The organism is Catellatospora methionotrophica, assembly GCF_011297335.1.
Classification (GTDB): Bacteria; Actinomycetota; Actinomycetes; order Mycobacteriales; family Micromonosporaceae; genus Catellatospora; species Catellatospora methionotrophica.
On the sequence record NZ_JAAOTJ010000012.1, the window covers coordinates 21,005 to 39,736 of the forward strand.

General features: G+C 71.7%; 20 protein-coding genes. 15 read left to right on the forward strand and 5 right to left on the reverse strand.

Annotated features, from left to right (window positions below; all coding sequences use genetic code 11):
- The first annotated feature begins 249 nt into the window (after positions 1-249).
- From HAV40_RS24245 to HAV40_RS38585, 6 genes are all read left to right on the forward strand, one after another.
- The gene (locus HAV40_RS24245; RefSeq protein WP_166385017.1) at positions 250-576 is read left to right on the forward strand and encodes a hypothetical protein; all 327 of its coding nucleotides are present in this window, start codon (positions 250-252) and stop codon (positions 574-576) included.
- A 202-nt stretch (positions 577-778) separates the two neighbouring features.
- Positions 779-1,936 (forward strand): RICIN domain-containing protein, encoded by a 1,158-nt coding sequence (locus HAV40_RS24250; RefSeq protein ID WP_166385019.1) that lies wholly within the window; start codon positions 779-781, stop codon positions 1,934-1,936.
- A gap of 250 nt (positions 1,937-2,186) precedes the next feature.
- Entirely contained in the window at positions 2,187-2,999 is an 813-nt protein-coding gene (locus tag HAV40_RS24255) for a metallophosphoesterase family protein (protein ID WP_166385021.1), read from the forward strand.
- Positions 3,000-3,073: 74 nt separating this feature from the next.
- Positions 3,074-3,343 (forward strand): hypothetical protein, encoded by a 270-nt coding sequence (locus tag HAV40_RS24260; protein ID WP_166385023.1) that lies wholly within the window; start codon positions 3,074-3,076, stop codon positions 3,341-3,343.
- The gene (locus HAV40_RS38580) at positions 3,343-3,639 is read left to right on the forward strand and encodes a hypothetical protein (protein ID WP_166385025.1); all 297 of its coding nucleotides are present in this window, start codon (positions 3,343-3,345) and stop codon (positions 3,637-3,639) included. The genes HAV40_RS24260 and HAV40_RS38580 overlap by 1 nt, the downstream gene beginning before the upstream one ends.
- Positions 3,639-3,905: a helix-turn-helix domain-containing protein gene (locus tag HAV40_RS38585; RefSeq protein WP_166385027.1), complete on the forward strand. Its 267-nt coding sequence runs from the start codon at positions 3,639-3,641 to the stop codon at positions 3,903-3,905. Before HAV40_RS38580 ends, HAV40_RS38585 begins: the two co-directional genes overlap by 1 nt.
- Here the strand turns inward: HAV40_RS38585 and HAV40_RS24275 are convergent.
- Both HAV40_RS24275 and HAV40_RS24280 read right to left on the reverse strand, forming a co-directional pair.
- Positions 3,862-6,015, reverse strand: coding sequence for a DEAD/DEAH box helicase (locus tag HAV40_RS24275; RefSeq protein WP_166385029.1), 2,154 nt, complete (start codon positions 6,013-6,015; stop codon positions 3,862-3,864). The two genes, HAV40_RS38585 and HAV40_RS24275, sit on opposite strands and share 44 nt — an antisense overlap.
- A 237-nt stretch (positions 6,016-6,252) precedes the next feature.
- Positions 6,253-7,434 carry a serine hydrolase domain-containing protein gene (locus HAV40_RS24280; RefSeq protein ID WP_166385031.1) on the reverse strand — a complete coding sequence of 394 codons (1,182 nt, stop codon included), beginning with the start codon at positions 7,432-7,434 and terminating at the stop codon, positions 6,253-6,255.
- Between the two features lie 151 nt (positions 7,435-7,585).
- Between HAV40_RS24280 and HAV40_RS24285 the strand changes: the two genes are divergently transcribed.
- The 5 genes from HAV40_RS24285 (at position 7,586) to HAV40_RS24305 (ending at position 12,717) form a co-directional block, all read left to right on the forward strand.
- Positions 7,586-8,503: an ABC transporter ATP-binding protein gene (locus HAV40_RS24285; protein WP_166385033.1), complete on the forward strand. Its 918-nt coding sequence runs from the start codon at positions 7,586-7,588 to the stop codon at positions 8,501-8,503.
- Positions 8,500-9,339, forward strand: a complete 840-nt coding sequence (locus HAV40_RS24290) for an ABC transporter permease (protein ID WP_166385035.1) — start codon at positions 8,500-8,502, stop codon at positions 9,337-9,339. Before HAV40_RS24285 ends, HAV40_RS24290 begins: the two co-directional genes overlap by 4 nt.
- A gap of 261 nt (positions 9,340-9,600) precedes the next feature.
- Positions 9,601-10,644 (forward strand): substrate-binding domain-containing protein, encoded by a 1,044-nt coding sequence (locus HAV40_RS24295; protein WP_166385037.1) that lies wholly within the window; start codon positions 9,601-9,603, stop codon positions 10,642-10,644.
- Positions 10,645-10,864: 220 nt separating this feature from the next.
- Positions 10,865-11,833: a carbohydrate ABC transporter permease gene (locus tag HAV40_RS24300; RefSeq protein ID WP_239085729.1), complete on the forward strand. Its 969-nt coding sequence runs from the start codon at positions 10,865-10,867 to the stop codon at positions 11,831-11,833.
- Positions 11,830-12,717 (forward strand): carbohydrate ABC transporter permease, encoded by an 888-nt coding sequence (locus tag HAV40_RS24305; protein WP_166385039.1) that lies wholly within the window; start codon positions 11,830-11,832, stop codon positions 12,715-12,717. The genes HAV40_RS24300 and HAV40_RS24305 overlap by 4 nt, the downstream gene beginning before the upstream one ends.
- Before the next feature lie 26 nt (positions 12,718-12,743).
- Here the strand turns inward: HAV40_RS24305 and HAV40_RS24310 are convergent, their stop codons facing one another.
- Entirely contained in the window at positions 12,744-13,589 is an 846-nt protein-coding gene (locus HAV40_RS24310) for a class I SAM-dependent methyltransferase (RefSeq protein ID WP_166385041.1), read from the reverse strand.
- 132 nt (positions 13,590-13,721) lie between these two features.
- Between HAV40_RS24310 and HAV40_RS24315 the strand changes: the two genes are divergently transcribed.
- The 3 genes from HAV40_RS24315 (at position 13,722) to HAV40_RS24325 (ending at position 15,700) form a co-directional block, all read left to right on the forward strand.
- A complete protein-coding gene (locus HAV40_RS24315) occupies positions 13,722-14,216 on the forward strand; it encodes an NUDIX domain-containing protein (RefSeq protein WP_166385043.1) in 495 nt (164 codons plus the stop codon).
- 120 nt (positions 14,217-14,336) lie between these two features.
- Positions 14,337-14,840 (forward strand): SigE family RNA polymerase sigma factor, encoded by a 504-nt coding sequence (locus tag HAV40_RS24320; protein ID WP_166385045.1) that lies wholly within the window; start codon positions 14,337-14,339, stop codon positions 14,838-14,840.
- The gene (locus HAV40_RS24325) at positions 14,837-15,700 is read left to right on the forward strand and encodes a hypothetical protein (RefSeq protein WP_166385047.1); all 864 of its coding nucleotides are present in this window, start codon (positions 14,837-14,839) and stop codon (positions 15,698-15,700) included. The genes HAV40_RS24320 and HAV40_RS24325 overlap by 4 nt, the downstream gene beginning before the upstream one ends.
- A gap of 59 nt (positions 15,701-15,759) precedes the next feature.
- Here the strand turns inward: HAV40_RS24325 and HAV40_RS24330 are convergent, their stop codons facing one another.
- Positions 15,760-17,019, reverse strand: coding sequence for a Gfo/Idh/MocA family protein (locus HAV40_RS24330; RefSeq protein ID WP_166385048.1), 1,260 nt, complete (start codon positions 17,017-17,019; stop codon positions 15,760-15,762).
- A 63-nt stretch (positions 17,020-17,082) separates the two neighbouring features.
- On the opposite strand from HAV40_RS24330, the gene HAV40_RS24335 reads away from it, so the two are divergent.
- Positions 17,083-18,279: an ROK family transcriptional regulator gene (locus HAV40_RS24335; RefSeq protein WP_166385049.1), complete on the forward strand. Its 1,197-nt coding sequence runs from the start codon at positions 17,083-17,085 to the stop codon at positions 18,277-18,279.
- Positions 18,280-18,325: 46 nt separating this feature from the next.
- Here HAV40_RS24335 and HAV40_RS24340 read toward each other — a convergent pair whose 3' ends face one another.
- Positions 18,326-18,670, reverse strand: a complete 345-nt coding sequence (locus HAV40_RS24340; RefSeq protein ID WP_166385051.1) for an SH3 domain-containing protein — start codon at positions 18,668-18,670, stop codon at positions 18,326-18,328.
- Positions 18,671-18,732: the final 62 nt, after the last annotated feature.

Here is an 18,732-nt window from a genome sequence, read left to right on the forward strand (position 1 = left end):
GACGGCGGTGCCGGTACAGGCGGCGGCCCCGGCAGCGGCGGCTGAGGCGGCTCCGGCGCCGGTACGGGCGGCTGCATGGGATCGCTCGGATCGGTGATGGTCGACATCTTCTGCCTCCTGCTGACGATGACAGTGCCGTACCCCGGAACCGGACTCCGCGAAACCGGGCCGCCCGGAAGTTCGGCCGCCGTTGGGCGGTATGCGACCGGTTGCGCTGGGTAGGAGGGGAGCACACGAGGAGGTTGAGCGATGTCGCTGCACCCGGAGGAGAAGGCACGTCTCGACGGGCTGGCCGAGTTCACCCGCGCCAGCGATCCGGTCTTCGCGGTCGGGCTGAGCAACGGCGTCGCCTGCCCGCCGGTCGAGTACCGCAGGCGCACCGCCGTGCGGGTCGGCTACGGACTGGCCGTCGCGGCGGTCGGTCTGGCGATCTTCCTACTGCTGGTGGGATGGCTCGGCGGCGGGCTGGTCGCGCTGTTCGCCGCCGCCGGTGCGGGCACGGCCGCCCGGCGCTGCGCGCGGCAGCCCGGACTGCTCGGTCCGGGCCACCGAGGGGTGCAGGACATCCCGGCCTGACGGTGCCGAGCGGTGACATCGCCTCTTTGTCTGTCCCGAAACGATTTCGGCCGATTTTTCTTGCCGCTGTCGCATGCCCATTGACCTCGGGAACTGTCCCGGATGCACGATGGTGATCGATGGCGGTGTATTGCGCACCGGCGCGGCGGTCAGTTTAATCACGGGCGGGTAGGCGTTCGTTCACACCTCGAAGGATGTGATCATGCATCAGCCCGGACGTGTCCGTGCTCTCGCCTGCACCCTCGCCACGGCGGTCGTCTCGTTCGCCGTCGTCGTGCTGGCCGGAGCCCAACCCGCGCAGGCCGCGACGGCCTTCACCTCGACCGCGGTGAGTCAGAACGGCGGCAACTGCGCGACCCTGCCGAACAACAGCACCGCCAACGGCACCCAGCTCATCCAGTCGGCCTGCAACGGCGCAGCCGGCCAGAACCTCACCTTCACGCCGGTGAGCGGGACCGTCGACCAGTACACGGTCGCCACCGCGACCGCCGGCAAGTGCGTGGACGTCAACGGGGCGTCCACGGCCGACAACGCCACGATCATCCAGTGGACCTGCCACAGCAACCCCAACCAGCGGGTACGCCTGGTGCCCGTGGCGATCTCCGGCACGGACAAGACGTTCAGCCTGCAGCCGGTGCACTCGGGCAAGTGCGTCGTGCCCGCGGCGGGCTCGGCGAGCGCCGGTGCCGGACTGGTCCAGCTGCCGTGCGGTTCGGCGACCTCGCGGGTGTGGCGGCTGTCCGGCTACAGCACCGGCGGCACGCCGACCACCCCACCGGAGAAGACCGTACGGGTGTACTGGCTCAAGCCCTCGGACGTGGCGTACGACCAGCGCTGGCCCGACGGCATCGCGAACGTGATGCGGGAGGCGCAGCGCTACTACCGCCAGGAGCTGGGCAGGACGTTCACGCTCAACACCACGGTCGTCGAGGTGGTCAACGGCGACCACGTGAAGTCCTGGTACGAGAACACGCCCAACGGCGGTGACCGCTACTGGTGGTCGGTGTTCAACATGGAGGACGAGCTGCGCCGCAAGCTGTCGCTGCGTGCCCCCGACACCCGCTGGATCAACGTCGGCCTGATCAGCGCGGAAGGGCCCGGCGCGGGCGGTGGCGGCGGTGGCGGCTGGGTGATCCTGTGCCAGCACGACGCGGACGGGGCAGCGGGCGTGAACGGTCCCATGAACCGCTGGTACGGCGGCATGGTGCACGAACTCGGCCACGCGTTCGGCCTGCCCGACGCGGCGTCGACGGACGGCACCCCCATGTCGGCGTCGTTCTACAGCTACCCGAACACCCACTTCAGCCAGGCGCAGAAGACCCAGATCCTCAACGGGCCGTACGGGAGTTTCCTGTCCTGACGGTTCGGGCGGCCGTGCGGATCATCCGCACGGCCGCCGCGACGACAGCGCCGCCACCGGGGACGTGACGCGGGAGCGGGCGGCATGACCGGCGGATTCGGGCGGGCCAGGGTAAGACTGTTCACGTGACTTCGTCGAAGCTGGCGGTGATGAGCGTGATGAGTGACGGTGAGATCGCCCGGTTGCCCACGCCGCCGCGTGGTGAGATCCGGCCGCGGGCGCTGACGGTGCCGAGGCCCGGGGCGGCCGGATGAAGCCCGCGAACGTGCGCATCGCGCAGATCTCCGACCTGCACTTCGGCCGCGACGTCGCCGAGGTCGCCCAGACGCTGCTAGCGGAGCTGCACGAGGCCGCGCCGACGATGATCGCGGTGTGCGGCGACCTGACCCAGCGGGCGCGGGACGCGGAGTTCCGGGCGGCGCGCGCCTTCCTGGACGGGCTGCCCGCACCGGCGCTGGTCGTGCCCGGCAACCACGATCTGCCCGGCTGGCAGGTGTGGTCCCGGTTCACGCGGCCGTGGCGGCCGTGGCGGCGGCACCTGAGCACCGATCCGCGCGGCGCGACCGCGCACACGGCCGACGGGCTGGTCGCGGTGGGCGTCAACACGGCCCGGCAGTGGGGCCCGCATCCCGACTGGTCACGGGGCCGGATCGACGCGGGGCAGCTCGCCGCCATCGAGGCGCAGTTCGATCACGCGCCCGGCGACGACCTGCGCGTGGTCGTCGCACACCACCCGTTCCTGCTGACCGAGGCGGGACTGCACCGGGGCCTGGTCGGCCGGTCGAAGACGGCCCTGCGCCGGCTGCGACGGCGCGCGGACCTGCTGCTGGGCGGGCACATTCATCTGGCGTACAGCGGTGTCGTCGACGGCCTGGTCGTGGCGCAGAGCGGCACGGCCTGCTCCGACCGGCTCAAGGGTGAGCCCAACAGCTACAACCTGATCGAGGCCGACGGCGACCGGCTGTCGGTGACCACGCACCACTGGGACGGCGCGCGTTTCGACACCCGCCGTCGCGCCGACTACGCCCGCGACGGCCACGAATGGACCGTGGCGTCGGACTGAACCCGGGGCGGGTTGACATCCGCGGCTCGGCTATCGATTATCGATACGATCGATAATCGATACTTGGAGGCTCGGTGCGCCGCGACCTGCTGGTGATCTTCCAGTTCCTGTCCTTCCTCGGCTGGCTGTACCTGCTGCTCCAACTGCTGTTCGACGGCTACCGCGTGCTCAACGGCGAGCCGGTGCAGACGACGCTCGTCGGTGGTCCCGAGGCCCCCTGCCGGACCTCGCCGCGGGCGTCTCGCTGGGCCGGGTCGGCGACGCGACCGTGCACCTGGCGCATCCGACCTGGCCGCAGCGATGGCTGTGGCTCGCCGCCACCGCCCCCGGCACGCTGGTGTTGATGACCGCGCTGATCCTCATCAACATCACGGTGCACCGCGCCCGTCACCGCGGCCCGTTCACCGCGGGCACGGTCACACTGCTCCGCCTGACCGCTGTGGTGTTGTTGACGGGCGCCGCCGCCGACCTGGTGGCGGAGAACGCTCGCATCGCGCTCTCCGAGCGGCTCGGCGGCGGTTCGACCAATCTGCTGGGCTACCCCGTCGGGTGGGTCTTCGGCGCCTTCATCTGCTTCGTGGTCGCCGAGATGATCAAACGGGGGGTCTTGCTGTCCCGGGAACTGGAAGCGGTGATCTAGTGCCACCCGAGGATGAGCACGAGGTCGTCGTACACCTCGACCGCCTGCTCGCCGAGCGGTCCATGACCGTCACCGAGCTGTCCGAGGCGGTCGGGATCAGCGTGGCCAACCTCCACGTGCTGAAGAACGGGCGGGCCAAGGCGATCCGCTTCTCGACCCTCACCGCCCTGTGCCGTGCGCTCGACTGCCAGCCCGGAGACCTGTTCACCGTCCCCGGCGAGGTCAGTCGCCCGCCTCACGCAGGCGCGCCCGCTCCTGCTCGATGATCTGGTGCTCGGCGGCGCGGGTGCCCGCGCCGTCGCTCACGTCGACGGCCTGGGCGTTGGCGTCCTTGGCGGCGCTGGGCCGGGCGTACTCGTCGAACAGCGCGGCCTTGCCCGCGACCAGCTCCCGCATGCTGGTGTCCACGGTGTCCTCGGCGATCAGCCGGAACACCTGCACCGGCCGCACCTGGCCCATCCGGTGGCAGCGCGCGATGGCCTGCTCCTCGGTGCTGGGCTTCCACTGCGGCTCGACCAGGATCACCACCGACGCGGTCTGCAGGTTCAGGCCCACCCCGCCGACCTCGATCTGGCTGACCAGCACCGCCGGGCGGCGGCTGGCGGTGAACGCGTCGATGACCTGCTGGCGCTGCAACGGTGGCGTCGAGCCGGTCAGCGGGCCGTGCGCGCGGCTGCCCAGCGCCTCGGCGACCGCGGCGAGCACGTCGCGGAAGTAGGAGAACACCAGGACCTTGTGCCCCCCGGCCAGGGCCTCGGCCGTGATCTCGCGGATGTGGTCGAGTTTGGTCGACGTCGCCGCCGGGTCGCCGAACGTGGCCCGGCGCATCGTCATGAACCGCCCCTCCCACACCGCCTTGCGGTAGGTGGTCAGCTCGTCCGGGGCCAGGGTCACCGGCTGCACGGTCTCGATCCGGCCGGGTAGCTCGCCGAGCACGTCGGACTGGTTACGGCGCAGGTACACCGGGGCGATGGCGGAGCGGAACGCGTCGGGCGTGGTCGCCGCGGCCGCCTCGCGGGCGACGTCGGGGTTGACGTGCTCGGTGAGCACCGCGAACTCCTCGACCCGGTTCTCCAGCGGGGTGCCGGTCAGCAGCGCGACCCGCTCGGCCCGCTCGATGAGACGGCGGCCGTGCCGGGTGCGCTTGGCGTCCGGGTTCTTGATGTAGTGGGCCTCGTCGAACGCCGCCATGGCGACCCTGGTGTCGCCGAGGTCGAGCCGCTCCAGGGCCGTGTACGCGGTCACGCCGACGCCGCCCTTGGCCCGCCACACGGCAGTGTTCTTGGCGGTGTCGTTGCCGTACAGCAGGCGCGGGGTCAGTTTGCAGTGGCGGCGGATCTCGTGCATCCAGTTGCCCGCCAGGCTCGGCGGGCAGACCACCAGGAAGTGCCGCTCGCCCTGCGCGGCCAGGTGGCACATGACCGCCAGCGTCTCTACGGTCTTACCCAGCCCCATCTCGTCGCCGAGGATCACCCGCCGTTGCACGATCATGAACCGGGCGCCGAACGACTGGTAGCCGCGCAGCGTCGAGTTCAGCAGGCTGGTGTCCAGCCGCAGCTCGTCGATGCGGGCGGCGTCGTCGGCCGACAGGCGACCGTCCGGGCCGCTGCCGGTCCGCTCGCCGGTGACCTCGGCCAGCAGCGTCAGGTAGGTCGCGGCGTCGCTCTGGTACTTGCGCCACAGCTGGGTGTCGGTCGGCTCGCGGTCCAGGGCGGTGGCGGCGGCGAGCATCCGGGTGCGGGCGGCGTCGAGCTTCGGCGAGCGCAGCGCCGTCTCCAGCGCGTGCAGCGCCGCGACGTCCTCCTGGCGGCCCTGCCGGCCGCGGAACAGGCTGCGCCAGCGGCTGTTGGCCCGCCGGGCGGCGTCGATGCTGCCGGTGAGGGCGGCGTGCAGTTCGCCGGTCCGGCCGAGTACGGGACGCACCCGGCGGCGGACCAGCGCCAGCCGGTGCAGCGAGCGCAGCAGGTGCGTGTCGCCGGGGGAGCGGCGGTCGGGATCGGGGCGCAGCACCGTGTCGGCTTCGACAGACGCTGACAGGGCCTCGATCGCGGCCTCGATCTGGCCGACGGTGGTCCGCCCGATGCCGGGGACCTGGTGCAGCTGGTGCCGCCGGGTGATGAGCTGGCCGACCGTGGTGAAACCGGCCGCCCGCAGCGGCCCGAGGCGCAGCTTGCCGTCGGCGGTCTCCCGCAGGCGCGCCAGGTCGGCCTGGTGCAGGCGCTCCTCCAGCAGCTGCCTGCGGTGGCTCGCGGCCAGCTCGCGGATCTCGGCGACGAGGCCCGGCTCGGCGTCGAGCAGCGTCCGGGCCACCCGCTGCGTGTCGGCGGCTTCGGTGACCAGGGCACGCGCCTCACGGCTGCGGGCAGCGGCGACCATCGTGACCTCGTCTCCCTTCTGCCGCGCCAGGACGGCACGGCCACGGACTCTACGTGCCGCGGGCCCGTCCGGTGGCCGAGCCCCGAGCGCCGCCGCACCGGCTTCGCCGGCGCTCACGGCCTGCCGTTCGCCATCCCCATGCCCACCGGGCCGCGCCGTCACGCCTGGGTCAGGGCTGTGCGGGTACGCGCCGATGGCGCTGACGCGGCACGTGGACTGTGCCGCGTCAGCGGTCACTCAGCGGCGGAAGGCGGTGTCCGCCAGGTGCGGGCGTACGGCGGCGCGGGTCGTGGCGGGCTGCTCGCCGCACAGTTGCGCGGTCAGCATCGCGAAGGTGGCGTCGGCGATCGGGTCGGGCTGTCCCGGCGCGACGTAGTGGGTCATGTTCTGTGCGACGGTGACCTGGCGGCGGCCGTCGGGGCTGTGCCAGGAGATCGTGGCGTGGCCGAGCACGAGGCCGTCGTGGCCCCAGACCAGCCCGCACGGCAGCGCGTTGGAGTACAGGCCGAGGCCGTAGCCGCCGTACTCGGGCGCGCCGGGCACCCACGGCACGGTGGTCTGCATCTGGGCGAGCTGGGCGGGCCGCAGCAGCCTGCCGGTCAGCAGCGCCCGGTAGAACGTGTTGAGGTCACCGGTGGTGGACACGATCTCCCCGGCGGCCCACGCCCAGGACATGTTGTAGTCGGCGAAGTCGGCCAGCACGCCGTCGTACCAGGGGATGTAGGCGGCGGCGTGCGGGCCGTGGATGCGCTCGCCGGTGCCGGGCAGGTAGGTCTCGCGCAGGCCCAGCGGCCGGATGATCCGCCTGCTGATCTCGTGGGCGACGGTACGCCCGGTGACCTTCTCCAGGATCATTCCGGCGAGCACGTAGTTGGTGTTCGAGTAGTTCCAGGTCGCGCCCGGGGCGTTGGTCGGGGGCTGGCCGAGCCCGATCGCGGCCAGTTCGGCCGGGGTGAACGTACGGTGGCGGTTCTCCTCCAGCGAGGCGTCGGTGGCGAAGATGACGTGGTCGTAGTCGGCGATGCCGCTGGTGTGGTTGAGCAGCATCCGGACGGTGACCCCGTCGACGGCGTACGCCGGAAGGTAGCGGCCCAGCGGCGCGTCGAGCCGCAGCCGCCCCTCCCCGGCTAGCTGGAGCAGCACGGTGGCGGTGAAGGTCTTGGTGATGCTGCCGACGCGGTGGCGCATGCCGGGCCGGGTCGGCGCGCCGGTGGTGACGTCGGCCACTCCGGCGGCTGCGGACTGCCGGTGGCGGCCGTCGGCGGCCTGGGCGAACACGCCGGGCATACCGGCGGCGGTGATCGCTTCCAGTTGCGGGCGCAGGGTCGAGCCGGTGGCGGCCCCGGCGGGTGCGGCCCCGGCCAGCAGGGCGAGCGCGACGGCGGCGCCGAAAGCGGCACGGATGGGCGTTCTGGACATATTTCCCTCCCCTTTGGACAGAGTCCATGGTGTCCGACGCCGGTTGCCGTGCCGTCGGTCCGGCGAGGGACGCTGTTGTCGGTCTCGGGGTGGACCCGTTCTCGTCCTGGCGGTGGACGCCGGGCTTGCCCCCGCCGAGCACACTGTGCGGATGGGCAATGTGATCACCGATGGTGAGATCGTCGTGTCCGGCTTGACCAAGCACTACAAACAGGTCAAAGCCGTCGACGGCCTCTCGTTCACCATCCAGCCGGGTCGGGTGACCGGCTTCCTCGGACCGAACGGCGCAGGCAAGACCACCACGTTACGAATGATCCTGAATCTGGTGTCGCCCACCGCGGGCACCGCGACGATCGGCGGCTCCCGCTACGCCGACCTCGCCGAGCCGCTGCACGCGGTCGGTGCGGTGCTGGAGGCCTCCAGCGCGCACAAGGGCCGCACCGGCCGCAACCACCTGCGGGTGGTCTGCGCCGCGGCGGGCCTGCCGGACTCCCGCGCCGACGAGGCGCTGGAACTGGTCGGGCTGACCCCTGCGGCCAAGCGCAAGTTCAAGGGCTACTCGCTGGGTATGCGCCAGCGGCTCGGCATCGCCGCCGCGATGCTCGGCGACCCGCGCGTGCTCATCCTCGACGAGCCCGCCAACGGCCTGGACCCCGAGGGCATCCGCTGGATGCGCGACCTGCTCCAGAAGCTCGCCGGTGAGGGCCGCACCATCCTGGTCTCCAGCCACCTGCTCTCGGAGATGGAACTGCTGGCCGACGACGTCGTCATCATCGCCGCGGGCCGGCTCGTGGCGCAGGGCACCGTGGCCGAGGTGATCGGCAAGGCGGGCACCGCGGGCACGGTACGCGTCCGCACGCCCCACCCCGACACGCTGCTCGGCGCGCTCGACGGCATCGGCAGCAGCCACGGCGACGACGGCGCGCTGCTGCTGACCGGGGTCACCGCCGAGCAGGTCGGCGACGCCGCGCTGCGCGCCGGGGTGGCCATCCACGAGCTGGTCACCGAACGTCCCGACCTGGAGCGCGTCTTCCTCGACCTCACCGCGGGCAAGGAGGCGATCCGATGAGGCTCATCCGCAGCGAGTTCCTGAAGATCCGTACGACCAACGTGTGGTGGCTGTTCGCGCTCGGCGCGATCGGCCTGCTCGTGCTGGCGTTCGCGATCAACGCGCTGAACATGCACTTCGGCGTCCTGCAGCCGCCCGCCGAGGCGGGCCAGCAGATGGACCCGGAGTCGGCGGCGGCGCTGGCGGCGCTGGCCGAGCCCGTCGCGCTGACCTCCTACATGGTGACCTCGGGGCAGTACTTCGGCCTGATGTTCGTCATGCTGCTGGGCATCATCACGGTCACCAACGAGTTCCACCACCAGACCGCGACGACGACGTTCCTGGCGACCCCGCACCGGACCTCGGTCATCCTGGCCAAGGCCGCGGCGGGCAGCATCTTCGGCCTCGTGCTGTGGCTCGTCACGACGGCCCTGACGGTGCCCGCGACCGCGATCTTCCTCAACGCCGAGGGCGTCACCCCGATGCTGGGCGACGGGGACGTCATCCGGGCTGTCCTGCTCAACGGCCTGGCGTACGCGCTGTGGGCGCTGATCGGCATCGGCATCGGCGTGCTCATCCGCAGCCAGATCGGCGCGACCATCACCGCGATGGTCGTCTACACCGTCGGCACGGTCGCGGTGTCGATCATCATCAACGTGCTGACCAACCTGCTGGACTGGGACTGGCTCGCCGACGTCCAGTGGGCCATGCCGTCCCTGGCGTCGGGCCTGATGACCAGCGGCACCAGCCTGCCCGGCCAGCCGGACTACTGGGTCGGCGCGCTGGTGCTGGTCGGCTGGGCGGTGGTCACCGGCCTCGTCGGCACCCTGCTGACCCGCAGCCGCGACGTGTCCTGACCGGATGATGCGGGGCCCGCGCCGGCGACGGCTGCGGGCCCTGTGTCGTTTCCGGCTCACCACCACGACTTTTGTCGATCTATCTAAAAGTTCGAACATTTGCAGTAGAAGATATGGACACGGTGTGGGAAAGCTCGTAACGTGTGCGACACCCAGCCGAGTCTGACTTGATCAACAGTCGTTCGGCCCGGTGCGTCATCGTTCCGGTAGCCGTCGGCGCACCCGCGATGACGTCTCGATCCTCACGAATCGGAGACCGCCATGGCAGGCCATTCGCGTCGCTCGGTCATCGCCGGCGTGGCCGTCGCGGGTGCGACGGCGCTGGTGGCGGGCTGCTCCGGCGGCGGCGAGGACCCTCCGGCGGCGCAGCCGCTCGCGGGTGGCGGCCCCGGCCAGAACACGGCACCCGGCAGGCGCGTGGTGATCGGCTTCTCCGCGCCGGCGGCTGATCACGGCTGGCTGGCGGCGATCACCAACAACGCCCGGCGGCAGGCGCGGGCCTTGCCCGACGTCGAGTTCAAGATGGTCGCGTCGGGGGCGAACGCGGGTGCCCAGCGTGCCGCGCTGTCCACGCTGATCGCCGAGCGGCCCGACGTGATCGTCGTGCTGCCGCACGACGGCAAGGAGTTGAACGCGTTCGGGGTGGAGGCCATGCGGGCCGGTGTGCCGGTGGTCAACCTCGACCGGGCCTTTCCCGACCCCGCGGCGTTCCGGCTGCAGATCAAGGGCGACAACTACGGCATGGGCGTGGCAGCCGCCCGGCACATCATCTCCCGGCTGCGGACGCGCAAGGTGGAGCAGCCGGTGATCGCCGAGATCGCCGGGCTGGACTTTCTGGAGCTGACCCAGGAGCGGTCCCGCGGGTTCAGGGACACGCTGGCCGCGGCGGGGATGTCGGTGGCCAACCGGCGCGCGGCCGCGTTCACGGCCGACTCGGGCCAGCGCGAGGCGGCCCACCTGCTGCAGGCGCTGCCACACCTGCACGCCGTGTGGAACCACGACGACGATCAGGGTGTCGGGGTGCTGGCCGCCGTCGAGGCCGCCAAGCGCGGCGAGTTCTTCATGGTGGGCGGGGCCGGATCGCGGCAGGCGATGCAGACGATCCAGGCGGGCGGCACAGTGCTGGAGGCCACCGTCACCTACAGCCCGTCCATGGCGTCGTCGGCGATCCTGCTGGCCAGGCTGATCGCGCAGGACCGGGGGCTGGCGGACCTGGCCGAGTTCGAGGTCCCCCGGCAGCTCGTGCTGGCGGCGGAGACGGTGACCCGCGACAACGCCGACGACTACCTCCACTTCGGATTCTGAGGCCTGTCCTACCGGTGGCATCTTTTGCATGATCGGGCAGAAGTTGAGCTGGTTTCGGCGAAACCTCTGGACGCCATCGATCAGAGCCCATAACCTCACGACGACTTCGCATCGTCAGACACCGGCGTGATCGGCGCACGCCCTGTCGGTACTCGTACTGCAGGAAGAGAGCACCGATCCATGCGCCGTTCCGCCATGCCCGCACCCGGGAGCGCCGGCAGTGCCTGTCACTGACCAGCCCGCCGCCCGGCTCTGGACCAAGCCGGTGCCCGTGCCGCACCGCAGGCCCCGGCGCAGCATCCTGCACCGGGAGAGCGTCGCCGGATACCTGCTGCTCACCCCCTGGCTCACCGGGCTCGCCGCGATCACGATCCTGCCGGTCCTGTACTCGCTGGCCCTCAGCTTCACCGACTACAACGTCATCACCGGCGAGCTCGACTGGATCGGGCTGGCCAACTACGAGCGCATGTTCACCGCCGACCCCCGGTACTGGCGCTCGGTCCAGGTCACGGTCGTATTCGTCGCGGTGTCCGTGCCGCTCAAACTGGGCCTCGCGATGGCGGTCGCCGCGCTGCTCAACGGCCGCCGCCGCGCGGCGGGCACGCTGCGCGCCATGGTCTACCTGCCGTCGCTGCTCGGCGTCAGCGTCGCCCTGGCCATCACCTGGCGCACCATGTTCGACAGCGGCGGCGCCGTCAACCAGGTGCTCGGCGTCTTCGGCGTGCCGGACCGGTCCTGGGCCACCGAACCCGACACGGCGCTGGCGACCCTGATCCTGCTCGCCGCCTGGCAGTTCGGCGGACCCATGGTGATCTACCTGGCCGCCATGGGGCAGATCCCCACCGACTACGCCGAATCGGCCCGGCTCGACGGCGCGGGCCGGTGGCGGATCCTGCGCAGCGTGACCCTGCCCGCCCTGAGCCCGGTCATCCTGCTCACCGTGGTCATGGAGACGATCGCGGCGTTCCAGGGCTTCACCGCCGCGTTCGTGTTCGGCGACGGCGGCGGCGGACCCGGCGATGCGACCCTGACGTACACGCTCTACCTGTACCTGCGCGGCTTCGCCGGCCTGGAGATGGGCTACGCCTCGGCGATGGCCTGGGTGTTCCTGGTCGCGGTCGGCGCCCTCACCGCGCTCATCTTCTGGACCAGCCGCTGGTGGGTCCACTACCCCGGAGGACGCCCGTGAGCCTGCCCGTCGCGACGCCGGGCACGGGCCGCCTCGCCCGCGCCGCGACCGTCACCGTCCTGGTCGTGGTCCTGCTGGTCCTCGCCTACCCGCTGCTGTGGATCCTGGCGTCGTCGCTGCGCTCGGCGGGCGAGACGGCGACCGGGATGAGCCTGTGGCCGCAGGAGTTCACCTGGTCCAACTACGCCGCGGGCTGGTCGGGGATCAACGGGGTCGGCTTCGGCCGGTTCTTCCTCAACAGCACCGTGGTCGCCGTCGGAGCGGTGACGGGCAACGTCGTCACCTGCCTGCTGGCCGCTTTCGCCTTCGCCCGGCTGCGGTTCCCGCTGCGCCGCTTCTGGTACGCGATCGTCATCGGCACCCTGCTGCTGCCGCAGCACGTCCTCATGGTGCCGCAGTACATGATCTTCCGCGAGCTGGGCTGGCTGAACACCCCGCTGCCCCTGATCGTCCCGAAGCTGCTGGCCGCCGACTCGTTCTTCATCTTCCTCATCGTGCAGTTCCTGCGGTCGCTGCCGGAGAGCTACGACGAGTACGCCCGCGCCGACGGCGCCAGCCCATGGCAGCTGTTCCGTCACGTGATCCTGCCGCTGAGCCGCCCCGCGATCACCGCCACCGCGATCCTGACGTTCATCTGGACCTGGAACGACTTCTTCCCCCAACTGGTGTACCTGCCGATGGTCGAGGACTCCACCGCGCCGTCCGGGCTGCACCAGTACGCGGTCGCGGGCGGGCTCAGCGCCCCGGGGCCGATGTTCGCCATGGCCGTGCTGTCGCTGCTGCCCGTGCTGCTGTTCTTCGTCGCGTTCCAGCGCCACCTGACGTCCTCGGCCGCACCGGGCCGGATGGCAGCGAACCTGTCCCGCCAGCGAGCCCGCCGCTAGGGAGGGCGCGGCAGGTTCGCTGCGGCTCAGCCGTGGATCGCCGCGCTCGGAGCAGGTTCACCGGATCGGGCGGCGGTGTAGACGACGGTCAGCCGCGGGTCCTCGACCCGCCCGCCCAGGTCGTCGACGAGTCCGGCGAGCCGGGACAGGAACTGCTCACGGTCGCCGGGGGACAGCTCGGCGATGTTGGGAAACGTCGACCACAGGTCGCGCGCGCTCTGCGGGGTCAGCACCTGCTGCCAGGAGATCACGTCCACCGTGACGTCCCCGAACCACCCGCCCGAGGTCAGCTGACGCCGCCACCGGTCGGTGTCCAGCATGTACGAACGGCTCTGCCGGTAACCCGCCTCGGCGGGCAGCAGATCGCGATACACCGCGTCGAGCCGGTCCCGGAAGACCGTCGGCCGCTCGACGTCGCCGAAATCGGTCCACCACACGGCCAGCCATCCGCCCGGCCGGACCAGCTCGCCGATCTTGCCGGTCGAGGTGACCGGATCGAGCCAGTGCAGCGCGGTCGCCGCGACCGCCAGGTCGAACGGGCCGGTGAGGGCGGCCGTCTCGAAGTCGGAGATCGTGACGTCGAGCCGGTCGCCGCCGTGCTCGGCGGTGAGGATCGCGGCCAGGTGCTCGCCGGGTTCGACCGCGACGACGTGCGCACCGGCGGCCAGCAGCGAACCGGTCGCCAGGCCGTTGCCCGCGCCGATCTCCAGCACCCGTACGCCCGGCCGCAGCCCGCAGCGCTCGGCCAGGATCGTGAACACCTCACCGGGGTACGGCGGGCGGCCGCGATGGTAGACGCTCGCACCCGCGTTGAACGACATCCGGCGGTGGGAAGGCGGGGTCGGCCCGCTGCTCGCACTGTCATCTGGCATGAAACCATCCTGACCGGATCCGGCAGGCCATGGCACGCACCCCGAGCCGCCAGGAGTGTCGAGTGGGCGAGACGATCACCCGATGCCCGGAGCCGGAGCTCCGGCGTGCAGGAGAGGACTAGCGTGGGATCCATGCCGGAACGTCACTCGCACTGCTCCTACTGCGGCAGCGCCTACGCCGCCGACCTGGCCTGGCCACGCCGGTGTGAGGCCTGCGAGCAGGTCAGTTACGTGAACCCGGTGCCGGTCGCCGTCGCCGTGCTGCCGGTCGGCGACGGGCTGCTCGGCGTGCGGCGGGTCATCCCGCCCGGCGCGGGACGGGTGGCGCTGCCCGGGGGCTTCATCGACCTCGGTGAGTCGTGGCAGGAGGCCGTGGTCCGGGAGCTCCGGGAGGAGACCGAGATCCGAGCCGACGCCGGTGACGTGACCCTCTACGACACCCTGAGCGCTCCGGACGGCACGCTGCTGGTGTTCGGGCTGCTGCCGCGCCGCGAGGTCGCCGACCTGCCCGCGCCGGTCGCCAACGCGGAATCGGCGGGCTGGGAGCTGGTCACCGCCGCCACCCCGCTCGCCTTCAGCCTGCACACCGCGGTCGCAGCCCGCTACTTCGCCGCGCTCGCCGCCTGAGCGACGTCTGGCAGACGCCGCCGGGACGGTGCCCACCAGCCGTCGCCGTCGATCCGGACGGCCGGGCAACCATCGGGACGCCTGAACCGTGGTAGGACCGTGACGGACCCGAGTAAGGCAATGACGAGCGCGGACGCGGCGTACGTGGCCTTCGTCGAGACTGCCTGGCCGCGACATCTGCGGCTGGCGCTGCTGTTGACAGGCGACCGGTGGCAGGCCGAGGAACTGCTCCAGGACAGTCTCGTGAAGTTGTACGAGCGGTGGCGGCGGCTGTCGCGCACCGACGACCTCCACGCGTACCTGCGCAAGGTGCTGGTGAACAACCACACCTCGCTGTGGCGACGGCGACGGCGCGAGAACCTGGTCGCCGACGTGCCCGAACACGCCGTCGCGGACGGCCCGGCCGGGCCGGACGCGCTGGTCCTGCGCGACGCGCTGCGGGCGCTGCCACCCCGGCAACGCGCGGTCGTGGTGCTGCGCCACTACGAGGACCTGCCCGAACGCGAGGTCGCCCAGGTGCTCGGCTGTGCCGTCGGCACCGTGAAGAGCCAGCACGCCAAGGCGATCGCCAAGCTCCGGCAGGCGATGACCGACGTCGCACCCCACTTCGAGAAGAGCAGGTGATCCCGTTGTACGACATCGACGAGCAGCTTTCGCACGGCATGCGCGAACTAGCCGCGACCGGACCCGAGTCGACGCCGCCCACCGGGCTGCTGCTGGCACGGGGACAGCGGGCACGCCGCCGCCGGACGGCCCTGACGGCCACCTCGCTGGCCCTGGTCGCCGTCGGCGCCGTCACCGGGGTGGCCGTGGCGAACCGCCCGGCGGCTCCGGCGGTCACGGCCGACCCGACCTGGGTCAGCGCCCCCGGCACGTCGCCGGAACTGGAGCTGGTCGCCGCGATCACGAACAGCCAGAACATCAGCTTCCGCCTGCGGACCACGGCCGGGAGCAGGGGGAACGGCGGCAAGGTAGAGGCGTCGGCGAATCCCGGGTCGGGTGTCACCGTCACCGCCTTCGATCCCGCCACCGCGAACGGCTACCTGCGTGGCGGCGGTCCGGTGCCGTTCGAGATGCGCCTGGTCGACGGCGTGCGCTACGACAATTACGGCCGGGGATGGCGGCAGCACATGGGCAGGCACCGGACGCTGGCCACCGACTCGGACGAGTTGCGCGGGCAGCTCAGCCTGACCGCCGACGCGGGACAACTGCTGAAGGCGCTGCGTGAGGGCGAGGCCCGAGTGACCAAGACCGGGGCGGCCACCTACCGCTTCGAGTCGACGCGGCCGGTGACCGGCGGCACGGCGAAGCTGGTCGGGGACATCACCGTCGGCGGTGACAAGCGGATCGCACGGATCGCGTACGACTGGGCGCTGACCGACAGGAGTGGCCACGTCAGCGGCAACACGGCGGTTCTGGAGTACTCCGGCTACGGCGAACCGGTGATCGTCGAGCGGCCCGCCCACGCGGAACTCGTTCCCTGACAGCCGTGACAGGAACCGCAGCCGCCCCGCGACCGTGCGTCGGGGGCGGCTGCGGTCGGTCAGTGCGGTGACCCGGTCACGGTGCCCGTGGTGCGGGCCTGCTCGGCGGCCCAGACCACCCGGTGGCTGGCCAGGCTCGCGGCCGCGTCGGAGTGCAGCACGGACGCGTCGCCGGTCGCCACGGCTTTGAGGAAGGCGTCCATGATGCCCTCGTCACCGCCGCCGTGGCCGTCCCCGGCGGTGCCGCCGGCGAGCGTGCCGGTGTCGACGGTGTGCTGCTCGCCGGTGCGGAAGTCGGTGACGTGCAGCAGGCGGCCGTCGCCGTCGACGTAGCCGTGGGTGCCGAACAGTCGGGTGCGCCGGTGCTCCATCGGGGTGAACGCGGTCATCGTGAACGTGCAGGTCGCCCCGTCGGGGAACTCCATCGTGACGACCTGGTGGTCGACGACGTTGTTGTCGCTGCCGTAGACGCAGCGCCCGTAAGGCCCGGTGCGCAGCGCGGCGTCGATGCCCGCCTCGGTGTGGTCGGTGGTGACCGCCGACAGGGGCCAGAACTCGCGGGCCGGGTCGCCCAGGCAGGAGCGGTAGAGCCGGGGCGCGGAGTACGGGCAGGTCCGTTCGAGCGGGCAGTCCAGGCAGTTGTCGGCGGCTTCGGCGGGGCGCTGCTCGGGCCGGAAGTGCGCGAGACCGCCGAACGAGCTGACCCGGCTGGGTGTCGCGCCGACCAGGTACAGCAGCCAGTCGATGTCGTGGCATGACTTGGTGAGCAGCAGCGGCGCGGAGGTGTCGGCGTTGTTCCAGTGCCCGCGTACGAACGAGTGCGCGAAGTGCCACCAGCCGATCGGCTCCAGGTGCTGGACGTTGACCAGCTTGCCGATCGTGCCGCCGTCGAGCAGCGCTTTCAGCGCCCGCGTGTAGGGCGTGTAGCGCAGCACGTGGCAGACGGCGAGCATGACCCCGGCGGCGTCGACGGCGGCGGCGATGCGCAGCGCGTCGGGTTCGGTGGTCGCCATCGGCTTTTCCAGGAGTATGTGGTAGCCCAGTCCGGCGAAGGCCACGGCCGGGTCGGCGTGCATCCGGTCCTGGGTCGCGATGACCGCCGCGTCACCTAGCCGCCCGGCGGCGGTGAGCTCGGCCCAGTCGGTGAACACCTGGTCGGGGGGCACGTCGAACTCGGCGGCGAAGGCCGCGCGGCGGGCCGGGTCGGGCTCGGCGACGGCCACCACGCGGGCCGCCCCCGTGGCGGCCGCGCGGCGGGCGTATCCGATGCCGCGCAGCCCGGCCCCTGCCACGACCAGCCGCACTCCGTCAACTGTCATCCTGGCCGTCCCGTGGGTCGTCACTTATGAAGGTCTCCATAATAAGTAACATCACTGCGCGGTATGCGAAAGGGGCAGGTGGTGGCCGAACAGCTCGCGGGCGGGGACCTCTCACGGTTGCGGCAGCTCAACGCGCTCGCGGTGGTGCGTGTACTGCGCGGTCGGTCGGCGCTGACCCTGACCGAGCTGTCCCGCGAGACCGGCTTGTCCCGGCCGTCCACGCAGGACGTGGTGTCGCAGCTCCAGCACCAGGGCTGGCTGGAGGAGGTGCGGCCCGAGCCGGGGGTGATGGGCCGCCCGGCGCGGCGCTACCGGTTCCGCTCCGACGCCGGCTGGGTGCTCGGCGTCGACGTCGGCGGGCACACCGTCCGGGTGCTGGCCGCCGACCTGGACGGCGACGTCGGGCACGCGGTGCGCGTCGCCGTGGCGATCACCGCGGGCCGCGCCGAACGCCTGGCCGCCGTCGATGCCGCGGTCGCCGAGTGCCTGGCCGGGGCCGGGCTGACCGGTGCTGACATCTGGGCAGCCACGGTCGGCACCAGCGGGCTGGTCGACGCGGCGGGCCAGGTGGTGCTGTCGGTGGCGTACCCGCAGTGGACCGGTGTGCGGCTGGCGAAGCACGTGGAGCGGTTGGTCGGCGGGGCTGTGCTGGTGGACAACGACAGCAGGCTCGCGGCCCTGGCCGAGACGTGGCGGGGCGTGGCGCGCGACGCGGCGCACGTGGTGTACCTGCTGGCAGGCCTGCGTACCGGTGCCGGCCTGATCGTCGACGGCCGGCTGCACCGCGGGTTCGGGCGGGCCGCGGGCGAGATCGGGGCGCTGCCCGAGCTGGGCTGGATCCGCGCGCCGGAGCTGCTGCGGGGGTGGACCGGGGTGCCCGCCGGGACCGACCCCGACGACGTGGCCGGGCTCGTCTTCGCCGCCGCGCGCGAAGGTGACCGTACGGCCGCCGCCGTAGTGGGCCGGTACGCCAGGGAGCTGGCGCTGGGCGCGGCGGCCCTGGTCCTGGCGCTCGACCCGCAGCTGGTGGTGCTCGGCGGAGGCTTCTCCCGTTCGGCTGACGTGCTGCTCGGCCCGCTGCGCCGGGAGATCGAGCAACGGTGCGTACGCCTCCCGGAGATCGTCGCTTCGACGCTCGGCGACGACGCGGTAGCCCTCGGGGCGGTGAAACTGTCACTGGACCATCTGCGCGAGCACCTGTTCGACCCGCGCACCGGGCTGGCGTCACCTGTCCCACCCGCGCGTCGACTCATCGCGTAGCGCCGGGGAGGCCGCCTCGTCGGCTGGACCTCCCCGGCGCTCGGGATCAGCAGCGCTTGAAGCTGCCGTGGTCGTTCAGGTGGTCGTCGAAGACCCAGCCGTAGGTCTCCGTGCCGGCGATGCGTACGTGCGTCCAGGTGTTGCCGGACTCGTTCGTGGTGAAGCAGTGGTAGTACAGCATCGTGCTCGCGCCGACGGTGCGCACCGTGCCGCACGACTCGTGCGGGCCGCTGCGGATCGGCGAGGAGTCCAATGTGTATCCGGAATCACTGTCCTTATTGGACCACGAGTGGCTGCCGCAGTTAGCCGAGGCGGGTGCGGCGAGCGCGGTGACCGTACCGGCCACCACCAGCGGAATCGCGGCCGCTGCGGTGAGAAGACGACGCTTCATGAGACCTCCTGGGGTCCGGGCTTGGTCTGACGTCGTCGATATTGGCGGTCGACCGTGTGCGC